10 protein-coding genes are annotated in these 11,978 nt (G+C 38.2%); all 10 read left to right on the top strand.

What is annotated here, in order from left to right; translation table 11 throughout:
• Positions 1–18 precede the first annotated feature (18 nt).
• The gene (locus JOD14_RS06240) at positions 19–363 is read left to right on the top strand and encodes a YlbF/YmcA family competence regulator (RefSeq protein WP_204653982.1); all 345 of its coding nucleotides are present in this window, start codon (positions 19–21) and stop codon (positions 361–363) included.
• A gap of 399 nt (positions 364–762) precedes the next feature.
• Positions 763–1,950 (top strand): metallophosphoesterase family protein, encoded by a 1,188-nt coding sequence (locus tag JOD14_RS06235; protein ID WP_338031673.1) that lies wholly within the window; start codon positions 763–765, stop codon positions 1,948–1,950.
• Positions 1,951–1,953: 3 nt separating this feature from the next.
• Positions 1,954–4,611: an ATP-binding protein gene (locus tag JOD14_RS06230; protein ID WP_204653981.1), complete on the top strand. Its 2,658-nt coding sequence runs from the start codon at positions 1,954–1,956 to the stop codon at positions 4,609–4,611.
• A gap of 47 nt (positions 4,612–4,658) precedes the next feature.
• Positions 4,659–5,603 (top strand): 3'-5' exoribonuclease YhaM family protein, encoded by a 945-nt coding sequence (locus JOD14_RS06225; RefSeq protein ID WP_204653980.1) that lies wholly within the window; start codon positions 4,659–4,661, stop codon positions 5,601–5,603.
• 160 nt (positions 5,604–5,763) lie between these two features.
• Complete coding sequence (locus JOD14_RS06220) at positions 5,764–6,531, top strand: ABC transporter ATP-binding protein (RefSeq protein ID WP_204653979.1); 768 nt, start codon at positions 5,764–5,766, stop codon at positions 6,529–6,531.
• Complete coding sequence (locus JOD14_RS06215; protein WP_204653978.1) at positions 6,532–8,238, top strand: ABC transporter permease subunit; 1,707 nt, start codon at positions 6,532–6,534, stop codon at positions 8,236–8,238. It begins immediately after the preceding gene.
• The gene (locus JOD14_RS06210; protein WP_204653977.1) at positions 8,150–9,133 is read left to right on the top strand and encodes an extracellular solute-binding protein; all 984 of its coding nucleotides are present in this window, start codon (positions 8,150–8,152) and stop codon (positions 9,131–9,133) included. The genes JOD14_RS06215 and JOD14_RS06210 overlap by 89 nt, the downstream gene beginning before the upstream one ends.
• A gap of 6 nt (positions 9,134–9,139) precedes the next feature.
• Entirely contained in the window at positions 9,140–10,237 is a 1,098-nt protein-coding gene (phnW, locus tag JOD14_RS06205) for a 2-aminoethylphosphonate--pyruvate transaminase (protein WP_204653976.1), read from the top strand.
• Positions 10,234–11,001, top strand: a complete 768-nt coding sequence (gene phnX / locus JOD14_RS06200) for a phosphonoacetaldehyde hydrolase (RefSeq protein ID WP_204653975.1) — start codon at positions 10,234–10,236, stop codon at positions 10,999–11,001. The genes phnW and phnX overlap by 4 nt, the downstream gene beginning before the upstream one ends.
• Positions 11,002–11,161: 160 nt before the next feature.
• Positions 11,162–11,752: a cadmium resistance transporter gene (locus JOD14_RS06195; protein ID WP_204653974.1), complete on the top strand. Its 591-nt coding sequence runs from the start codon at positions 11,162–11,164 to the stop codon at positions 11,750–11,752.
• Positions 11,753–11,978: the final 226 nt, after the last annotated feature.

Below are 11,978 nucleotides of genomic sequence, written 5' to 3'. Positions count from 1 at the left end.
ATAAGAGGAGGATTTTATATGTCAGCAAATTTATACGATACAGCCAACCAACTAGAAAGAGAAATTCGTGAAGATGCAGCTTTCCAAGCATTAAGTGCATCATTCAAACGCTTAAAAGAAAACGAAGAAGCGTATGGCTTATTTAAAGAATTCCAAACATTCCAACAAGAACTACATCAAAAAATGATGTCTGGTGAAGAACTATCAGATGACGATGCACAACAAGCACAAGCATTAGCAGAAAAAGTTCAAACCGAAGAAATCATCAGTGACTTAATGAAACACGAGCAAGCGTTTAGCTTAGTGGTGAATGACTTAAACCGCATTATTATGAACCCATTACGTGAGTTATACGAAGGATAAGAAAAAAGATACCTACTTTATAAGGTTTCAGACCGTAGACAAAGTCTCAAAAGAGATGAAGTCTACGGTCTTTTTTTTATTATTTTTGAATGCTTAAATAATAGCTACCAATTCAATAAAAAACATTGAAACAACGGTGTTAGAGCGCTATATTTTATAGAACAAGTGACAGACTTGTAACGGCAGAACACGAAAAAACCATGCACTTTTATCAATATTGGCGACTTCTAATGTATAAATCACAAATTTAGACATAACTTACTTTTGCAGATTTTGATCAACCTGTTGGTTAAAAAGATTTGAAAGTAGTTGTATAAATAAAAGCGAACAAACTTTCGTATAATACTGACTTTTATCATTAAGAATGTTAAAATAAAAAGAAAAAAGGAGGGGAAAGCCGTGATTCGCTTTCTTCATTGTGCGGATTTACATATTGATCGTCCTTTTGAAGGACTGCATTTATTAGAAGACAATAGCAAAATTTTGTCTAAAGCCAATGCCAAAGTGCTTGAAAAGATTGTTGATGAAGCGTTGAGCCAAGCGGTTGACTTTGTTCTTTTAGTTGGTGATACGTTTCATCAAAACCGTCCGAGTTTAAAAACCCAACACCATTTTTTTCAACAAATGAATCGTTTAAAAGAAGCGGCGATACCAGTTTATTTAAGTTTTGGTAATCATGATTATTATGACCCACAGCGGTATTGGTTTGAATTTCCTGAAAATGTTCACTTATTTGCGAAAGAAAACGTTGAAACGTTTGAAGGCCAAGCAAAAGATGGGAGTACTTATCAAATTAGTGGTTTCAGTTATCAAAGTCAGTGGTTAGCGCAGTCGAAAGTTCCGGAATTTCCTCCGCGTCAAAGTAGTTACCATATCGGGATGTACCACGGTGATTTGAATGGCGATCGTTACGCGCCTTTTACCTTGCAAGAAATGAAACAAAAAAATTATGCGTACTGGGCGTTAGGGCATATTCATGTCCCCACGGTTTTGGCGACGGAACCACCGATGCTTTATCCTGGCGCGCCTCAAGGACATACTCAAAAAGAAACACAGACACCAGGCGTCTTACTTGTGACACTTACGCCAACGCAAGCGAGCTGGGAAGCTTTATTTGTGGCAGAGGTTGTCTGGCAAGAAATGACTTGTTCGTTAAAAGGTGTGCGCCAAGTCAAAGAAGCTTTAGAAGCGGTCGAAGCTCGTTTTTTATCATCAGAAAAAAGCTTAGTCAAAATTACCTTTACGCAAACCGATGACTTACCAGAAAACTGGCTAGGTGAGGAAGATAAACTCGAAATGATTGCGTACTTAAATAAGAGATTTGCCCAAAAAGGTTTTTTACAACAAATTTACCAAGTCGAACTGCAAGCAAACGCTAGCAATCGTTCGATTCTGTTACAAGGTAGTCGTGAATTAAGAGAACATTTATTAAAGCAATATGAAGCAACGAGTTATTTTACACAAGTTATGGAGGAACTTTGGTCACATAAAGTACCAAGTCAGCTTTATTCACTGACTAATTTTCAAGCAGATGTTTTAAAACAAACCAAAAAAAGACTAGATGAAGAATACCAATGGAGAGAGTAAAAAATGAGATTGATTCGAGCAGAAATTAGTGGGTTTGGTTATTATCGACAACAAAGCTTTGATTTTTTAGCCGGGAATCAATTGTTTTATGGCGAAAATGAAGCAGGGAAGTCAACGTTGTATCATTTTATTCAAGCGATGTTGTTTGGCTTTCCTAAAAGAGGGAAAAAAAAGCGCGATTATACACCAACGGATGGCGCCGCTTATGGGGGCAAATTGTGGATTGACCACCCGCTTTATGGAGAGGTTTTAATTGAGCGTTTTAAACAAGGAACACAAGTCAAGACGAAAGTGCAGGTCGGCGACACTACTAGCGACGAGGAATGGTTGACTCAAATCCTGGCGCCACTAACGTTAGAGACGTTTCAAGACGTGTTTACCTTTCAACAAGAACAGTTATCAGAAATTGACCGTTTGCAAGAAAAAGAATTACAAGAAGCCCTGATTTCATTAGGAATTAGTGGTAGTGCTCAGATGCGTCAACAAAGAGTGCAATACGAAAAAGAAAACCAAAAACTTTACAAATTAAAAGGACAAGTCTTGCCATTAAATCGTCAGTTAAAAGAATGGCAACAATTAAAAGAAAAAATCGAACAAAAAGAACAACAAGAAGCGACTGTCCAACAAAGTCATCGTCAAATATTAGAAGTTGAAAAACAAGTCCATGAAAAAGACCTTCAACGGGCAAATGATCAACAAGCTTTGCAACACTTAAAGCAGCAAGCATTGAATTTTGATTTATATGAGGAATGGCAAAGTTTAGCACAAGTCGTCGATCCACGGGCACAAAGTCAGCAAGCCCAGGAGCTAGCGCACTTTTATCAACGTTATCAACAAATAACCGAAGAAATTCAAAAAAAAGAAACAGAAATTGCTCGACTGGAATCAGGTGGCATATCCGATCGTTATTTCTTTTTTTTGGAACAAGAAACCCAAATTCAGCAATTATTAAAAGAAAAAACCGATGCCTTTCGTAAGCAAGACGAATACCAACGCTTAAATCAAAGTGTACAAGACAAACAAAGCCAGTATCAAATATTGGCACAAAAATGGGGCTGGCAAGGGAAAACGCCAGAGTTAAGCGATCCTAAGATACCAATAAAAATTGAAGCTTTACAAGCCAATGAAGTAAGTTTACAAAACGAACAATTGCGTTTGGAATGGCTAGATGAACAAATTCAAACATTAGAAGAAGAAATAAAAGCCCTGGAACAACAATTACCAGAACTTTTACAAAATAAATCATTGAAACAAAAATTAAGTTGGGCGTGCTTTGGTTTGGCTGGACTAATATTGACGCTTAGCTTTTTAGTAAACGGTCAGCTAAAAGGAATCAGCTGGGCTTTTTCTATCGCGAGTTTGTTACTGGGTCTGTTTTTTTCGCAACAACAAAACAAAGCAAAACAACAAAAACCATTATGGCAAGAAAAGCTAGCCAAAAAAAGCGAATTAGCATTTGAACGGGCAAATAAACGTGAAAAAGTAACACAAATAACGCAACAAATACTCGTCGAAAAAAACCAGTTGCAACCGCTCTTTGGGCAAGAAACGCGTGTTGAAAAGTGGCCAGCAATGTTAGACGAATACAACCAAGCGGTCACTTTATTTCTGGCTTTAAAACATGAACTTCAAGAACTTGCGCCACAAAAAAAAGCCTTGAGTGCAGCTTTAGAAGAATACGCCGCGGCTTTTACCGATTACCAAGCGTGGTTACCATTAGCTGGGAGTGATTTAAGTGAGCGTTATCAACTGCTAGAATCATTTAACGATGAAATGCAAGCAATGAAATTAGAACGGGCACAAAACCCGGCAACCATCTTAGCTGAACAATTGCGGCGTCAAAAAAATAATCGCGAAGAATTATTTGTTAAATTCGCGCCTTTGTTAAGAACATTTGGCCTAACAAGTCCGCTAGACGTCCCTTTATGGAGTAAACAATGGCAAGAAAAAATTCAAAAGTTTGAACGGAAAGAAGAATTAAGCAAACTTTTACAACCGCTCTTTCCAAAGAAAATTACCCGAAGACAACTAGAACAACAGATTCATGAGCTAACCGAAAAACAAGCACTCTTGCAAGAAGATTACCAAGAAGATTTGGAAACAAAACAACGTCTAAAATTACAACTGGAACAACTTCAAGCAGATGGGACACTCGATGAACTTTATCAAGAAGAAACAAAATTAAAGTCACAAATCGAAACAGCCATGGTGAAGTGGGGCACCAATCGCTTACTCAGTGTCTTTTTAGAAGATTTAGCAAATGAATTATCCGAACAGCAATTACCAGAAATGTTACACCAAGCAACGCACTATTTTAATTTATTAACGAGTCAACGCTACGAGCAAGTCACTTTAAATGACGGTCAACTCGAAGTGCTACAAAATGGGGAAAAACAAACGATTTACCAACTATCAACCGGGACAAAAGACCAGTTAATTATGGCTTTGCGTTTTGCGTATTTGAGCTTACAAAAAGACCGGATTCTTTCACCAATCATTATTGACGACGGTTGGTTGCATTATGATCGGAAAAGAAAGCGCCAATTGGCCGAGCTTTTCGTTACGTTTGGACAAGATTATCAAATCATCTGTTTGTCTTCTGATCAAGAAATGGTAAGCTATTATCAAGAGTTCAATCAAGCCGTTAAAAATATGAAGTAAAGGATGTGAAAGAAGAGGTTGTTTGCATAAGTAACCTGTTCTAAAAGATGAAAAAATTACGTGAGTTAACCGTAGAAGAAGAATTTCAATTATTTGTTTTAATTAAAAATGCCGATGTTCGAATGGCAAAAAACGGCAAACCGTTTATCGCGTTTACTTTCCAAGACACAACGGGCACGATTGACGGGAAATTCTGGGGCGCGACAGAAGAAGAAATTGCACGTTATGAAGCGGGGCGTGTTGTCTTGCTGGCTGGGAAAAAAGAGCTGTACCAAGGCAATCCCCAAGTAAAAATTACGCAATTACGCTTAGCTCGAACAGAAGAGCCAAGCGAACCGACCCTATATATGGAACGCGCACCATTAAAAAAAGAAGAAATGGAAGCGGAAATTAGTCAAACGCTTTTTGAAATTACCAACCCGCATTGGAACCGGATTGTTCGTTATTTATTAACTAAGTATCAAAAAGAGTTCTTTGACTATCCTGCAGCGAAACGGAATCACCATGCATTTGCTTCAGGTTTAGCCTTTCATACGATTACGATGCTGCGTTTAGGCAAAGCTTTGGTCAAAGAATACCCAGAGTTAAATGCTTCTTTACTTTATGCGGGGATTATTTTACACGATTTGGGCAAAGTAATCGAACTAAGTGGTGCGATGGCGACCGAATATACTTTGGTTGGTAATTTAGTCGGACATTTAGTGTTAGTCGATGAAGAGATTACGAAAGCTTGTTTAGCACTAAAAATTGATGACCAAGCCGAAGACGTAGTGGTCTTGCGTCACATGGTCTTAGCCCATCACGGGTTATTAGAATACGGCTCTCCTGTTCGTCCGCGAATCATGGAAGCAGAAATCTTACACCAAATTGATTTAATGGATGCCTCTATGCAAATGATGTTAACTTCGATTCGTCAGACGGCGCCTGGTGAGTATACCGAAAGAATTTTTGGCATGGATAACCGCAGTTTTTATGTTCCAAAAGATATTTAAAAAAAAGCTTGTTAAACATGAAAAAATGTTTAACAAGCTTTTTTTTGCTTCTCTTAAATTTACACAATTCTTACAAAGGCGTACAAAGTCTTTACAGGAAGTCTATTTAAAGTTTACGTCGTTTGCCTATACTGAAAAGCAGATAGGGGGAAGAACGAACATGTTAGAACTACAAAATATTGTGAAAGCATATGATCAGCAGACCATTTTAAATGGTGTTGATTTGAAAGTCGCACAAGGAGAAATCGTCTCCATTTTAGGTGCGTCAGGTTCGGGGAAGTCAACGTTGTTAAAAGTCATTTTGGGCTTAGAAACACCAGATGCAGGCAAATTATTTTATGAAGGCCAAGATTTGACGCAATGCCCGATGGAAAAGCGTCCTTTTAATATTGTTTTTCAAGATTATGCTTTGTTTCCGAATTTAACCGCTTATGAAAATTTAACGTATGGCTTAAAAAAGAAGCGTCAATTAACAACGGAAGAAGAACTGCAAGAATTTATTGACTTGCTTGGATTAAAACCACATTTACAGCAACCGATTCATCGTTTATCAGGTGGTCAAAAACAACGGGTAGCCTTGGGACGCACCCTTGTTATGAAACCGAAAGTCTTATTATTAGACGAACCGTTAAGTGCATTAGACGGTGTCATTAAAGAATCCATTAAAACACGCATTCAAATGATTGCAAAAACTTTACAACTAACGATTTTAATTGTTACTCATGACCCAGAAGAAGCGATGACGCTATCTGATAAAATTTTAGTGTTAAATCAAGGCGAAATTGCCCAATTTGGTACGCCGCAACAAATTATCCAACAAAGTGCGAGTCCTTTTGTCGAAGAATTTATTGTCAAACAACTAGAAACAAAGCGCCATAATATCGAAGCCATTTTTCAACCAAAACGGCCGCAACTTGCGGTGATTTAGATGAAGAAAAATTGGACCTTACCGTCAATCATCGCGATTGTTTCGCTTGTTTTTTTTGCCAACTTTTTATTCATTCCGCTAATTGAAGTGGGGCGTCGAGCGTTTTTTATCGATGGCATTCTTTCGTTTGCCGCACTTAAACAAGTCGTGATGGAAACGAATTTTACTTTGGCTTTACAAAACAGTTTGTTTTATGCCGTTATAACTGCTCTATTAGCAACTTTTTTTGGTTTTTTATTTGCGTATAGTCTCTTTTTTACCCAAGTACCAAAATGGTTAAAAGCGACGACTCATTTTATTTTGACCTTACCGATGCTACTACCGACGATTACGTATGGCTTTGTGATTATTTACTCCTTTGGCAAACAGGGACTTTGGAGTCAGCTGACACACAGAACGTGGTTTTCAATTTATGGTAGCCCGGGTTTATTTTTAGGTTTCTTAATTTATACGATTCCCATTACCTTTATTTTAATGAGCGATGGAATGAAATATTTAGATACAAAAATGTTGGTCGTTTCTCGCTTGATGCGTGACTCTTTTTGGCGCGGTTTTTACTTAACCATTTTGTATCCATTGCGAAAAGTTTTTTTAATTGCTTTTATTCAAGCTTTTTTTATGGTTTTTACGGATTTTGGGATCCCCGTCGCACTTGGCGGGCAAAAAACATTGATTACAACGTTGCTCTATGAAAAGTTTATGGGCGGTTTACCTGACTTTGCGGCAGGGTCAGTTATTGCACTCGTGATGTTATTGCCCTCTTTTATTAGTGTGTATTGTTTGCAACGTTTAAAAAATGAAGAAGGAAACCAAGTGAATCAAGAAGCCGTCATTTTACGTCAAAACAACAGTCGAGATCTCTTCTTTGGTTTGTTTAATCTCAGTAGTGTTTTCCTAATATCAGGCGTTTTTTTAGTCTTGTTGATTGCTCCTTTTGTCGCTGCTTGGCCTTACGATTGGCATTGGAGTACTCAACATTTACAAAACTTTTTGGCGGACCCTAGTTTGTTACGTACACTGAAGAACGGCTTGTTTGTTGCTTTTTCGACGGCATTACTAGGGACAACGCTTGCCTATTTGACTGCCGTTTTAGTGGCTCGTACAACGAAAACTTCTCGACTCCTTTTGCTACTGGATAGCATGGCAAGTGTGACGAACTCCGTACCAGGGATGGTTTTAGGGATCTCCTTTTTATTAGTTTTTAGTGGAACGGCCATTCACAATACATTTGGGATTTTAATCTTTGTAAATGTTGTTCATTTTTTCGCGACACCGTATCAAATGAGTAAGGTTGCGCTCTTGAAAATGAATGCCCATTGGGAAGATACGGCCCGTCTATTAGGTGATCGCTGGTTTGATACGTTGTGGCGTATTTTAATTCCCAACTCAAAAACAACTTTAATTGAAATGTTTAACTACTATTTTATTCAGTCAATGGTCACAATTAGTGGCGTTGTTTTTTTAACGAGTACCAAGACAATGATTATGACGACTAAGATGAAAGAATTACAACATTTCGGTAAATTCAATGATATCTTTTTACTTTCAATTTTATTATTAATGATTAATTTTACCATGCGTTTGGTGACGCAAAAAATGATAAGGAGTGTTTCAAAAAATGAAAAATCGAGTATTCAAAAAAAGAATGATGGGCGCTTTACTAGGTCTCGCTATGTTTCTCGGGGCATGCAGTCAAGGATCCGCTAGTACAAAAAATCCAGTTGTCATTTATACAAATGCGGATGATGAACCGATTCAAGAAATTCAAAAAGCGTTAGATGAAAATGGCTTTAAGGATCAATATTTATTACAAACGTTTAGCACTTCAGAACTTGGAGGCAAACTTTTAGCAGAAGGAAGTAATATTGAAGCGGACTTAGTCACAATGAGTACCTTTTATGCCACTAGTGCACAAGAAAAAAATCAGCTTTTTCAAAAACTGGATCACTTTGGAAAAACTTTACAAAGTACACCAGAGTATGCGGCACCATTTACTAGTCAAGAAGGCGTCATTTTTTACAATACCAAAGCATTAGCCGAGGCAAATTTAGCGAAACCGACTTCCCTAAAAGATTTAACCAAACCAGAATATAAAGGGGCCATTTCGATTTCGGATATTAAGCAGTCGTCAACGGCGTGGCTATTATTTCAAGCGCTCGTCGATACATACGGTGAAAAAGAAGCCAAAGAAATTTTACAAGGTATCTATGCGAATGCGGGAGACCATATCGAACAATCAGGTTCGGGTCCTTTGAAAAAGGTTCGTGTCGGAGAAGTGGTCTTTGGCTTTGGGTTACGCCACCAAGCGGTTAAAGATAAAAAAGAAGGCCAACCAATTGATGTCATTGAACCAACCGAAGGCACCTATTCATTAACAGAATCTTTAATGGTTATTGATAAAGGGGAAAAAACCAATTCAAAAGCACAAGAAATGTTAGCGGTGATTATTGAAAAAGCCCGTCCAGAGATTTTGAAAATTTACCCAAATGCTTTGTATGAAGAAGAAGACGTATCTGGTTTAGAAGTAGCAAACGAGCCTAAAGTCTTTCCAGAACCGTTAACTGCCGAATTATTGGAACAACATAAAAAATTAGTGGAGTAGAAAAAAATGACCTATAAATTACTAACACCAGGACCTTTGACAACGAGTGTGACCGTCAAAGCAGCGATGCAAGAAGACCATTGTACATGGGATGAGGGCTATAAAACGATTACCCAATGGATTCGTAGTCAATTATTAGAGTTAGCAGAAGTTTCAGCGGAAGAGTATACGGCCGTTTTAATGCAAGGTAGTGGGACGTTTGGCGTGGAGTCAGTCATTAGTTCCGTTTTAAGACCAGACGAAACACTTTTAATTTGTGTCAACGGGGCTTACGGGCAGCGTTTAGCGCAAATGGCTGCCAGACATCAAATTCCAACGGTTGTTTATGAGGTTCGTGAAGATCAAGTATTTGATTCCAAAGTTGTGGAAGAACTGCTAAAAAAACATCCTGCGATTCGAGCACTAGCGGTCGTACATAGTGAAACGACGTCGGGGATTTTAAATCCATTAACAGAATTAAGTCAAATTTGCCAAGCCCATCAATTAACTTTTATTGTTGATGCGATGTCTAGCTTTGGTGGGATTGCCATTCCCGTCGCCCAGTTAGGGATTCACTATTTGATTTCAAGTGCGAATAAATGCATCCAAGGTGTTCCCGGCTTTTCTTTTGCCATTTGCCAAAAAGAACACTTAGAAAAAACACAAGGCCTAGCGCGGACGTTAAGTTTGGATTTATATGATCAATATGCAGTGATGGAAGCCGATGGTGGCAAATGGCGTTATACGTCGCCAACGCATACGGTATTGGCTTTTGCACAAGCACTAAAAGAGTTAGCAGCAGAAGGTGGCATTCAAGCCCGCTATACTCGTTATGCTCGCAATAACCAAATTTTACGTCAAAAAATGCAAGAATTAGGATTTGAAACGCATGTTAAAACGCATCAAGGCCCTTTTATTACTGCTTTTTATTATCCAACAGACCACCAATTTTCATTTCCTTCTTTTTATGCCTACTTAAAAACAGCCGGTTATGCGATTTATCCAGGGAAAATTAGTGATGTGAATTGTTTTCGAGTTGGAAACATCGGCGAAATTTATGAAGAAGATATGCTAAACTTAACGCAAGCGATTCAACAGTATTTAATAAGGGGGATAAATGAATGATTCGTGCGGTAATTTTTGATTGGGCGGGTACAACGGTTGATTTTGGCTGCATGGCGCCGGTCGATGCTTTTGCACAGGCTTTTGCTGCCGAAGGAATTCAAGTAACCGAGGCGCAAATTCGTCAGCCAATGGGAATGAAAAAACTCGATCACATCCAGATGATTCTACAAATGCCAAATATCCAAAAACAATGGCATCAACGCTTTAGCCAAGAACCAACCAGTGAGGATATTGCGCGGATTTATGCACGATTTGAGAAGGTATTATTTAAAGATTTAATTCAATACGCAACGGTCAAAGAAGATCTTATCGAAACAATTACCGCCTTGCGTAAAAAAGCAATTAAAATTGGTAGTACTACCGGTTACACGGCTGAAATGATGCGAGTGGTGGCGCCTGAAGCCAAAGCACAAGGGTATCAGCCAGACGCATTAGTGACGCCTGATGACGTGAATGGCAAAGGCCGCCCAAGTCCAGAAATGATTTATGAAAATATGCGTCAATTTGGCATTACTGATTGCCAAGAAGTAATAAAAGTCGGAGATACGTTATCAGACATTGCAGAAGGGAAAAATGCTGGGGTATATACGATAGGTGTTATTGAAGGTAGTTCTTTAGCAGGTTACAGTGAAGCCGCGTATGCCAAATTAACCCAAACAGAAAAAGAACAAGTCATTGAAAAGACACGGCAAGCTTATTTAGCAGCCGGGGCCGATGCCGTCGTTTTAAGAATCAGTGAGTTAATTGATTTCGTTGCTTGTTAAATATTCCAAATACGATGAAAGGGCATCGCTAAGATTGGTCTTTCATCGTATTTTTTTATTAGGATAAACGAAAATAGTAATCAAACGAATTGCAAGCGCTAGTGAAACTTGGTACCATTGAAGCAATCAGAAAGCGAGTTTAACAGTTAAGGAGAAAAAGATGCGATTAATAGTAGAAGCGGCCGTGACATTTATTGGTACGAATATGGATGAACTTTTTATTTTAATGACACTTTACTTAAGTGTCGGTGCACAGCTGAAGAAACGAGAAATTATACTAGGGCAGTTTTTCGGACTGAGTACTTTGATTTTATTAAGCTTACTAGGTTCGATGGGTACGAATATTTTACCCACCCAATATTTATCCTTATTCGGTTTGATTCCCATTTATTTAGGGATGAAGGGGTTAATGGCCTACTTTGATCAGCGGAAAAAACAACGAAAGACGCAACCAACCTCCCCAATCACTGAAACAAAAGAAACAAGTAAACAAGGCGTTTTAAAAATTACGACGATTTTTATTGCGAGTGGTGCCGATAATATTGGCTTGTATCTTCCTTTATTTACGAAGCAAACAAAAGAAGAAATATTTTGGACCATCTTGGCTTTTTTTGCTTTACTCCCCGTTTGGAACCTCTTTGCACAAAGCCTAGCGAATTTGCCGCTTTTAAAGAAAACGATTCATCAATATAAAAATATTCTCGTTCCTGTCATTTTTATTCTTTTAGGCCTATATATTTTATTGAATTGAATGAGAGAAGTACACCCCTTGAAAGTGTTTAAGGGGTGTATTTTGCCAGAGCCAATGGTACTCGACAAACGAAGAAAAGGATAAAAAAAGAAGAGCCGAAGCCCTTCTTTGTTGTATCGCTCATAAAAATAGGGTCTATAATATTTGGTGTTGTTACTAAGAAATTGGTAAGAACACCCTTTTTCTTTCTATAACAAAAAAGCATCTGTTTCCCTTATAATTAAGT

It is taken from the genome of Enterococcus lemanii (assembly GCF_016909125.1).
GTDB lineage: Bacteria > Bacillota > Bacilli > Lactobacillales > Enterococcaceae > Enterococcus_I > Enterococcus_I lemanii.
This window is presented reverse-complemented; position numbering and strand designations above follow the sequence as displayed.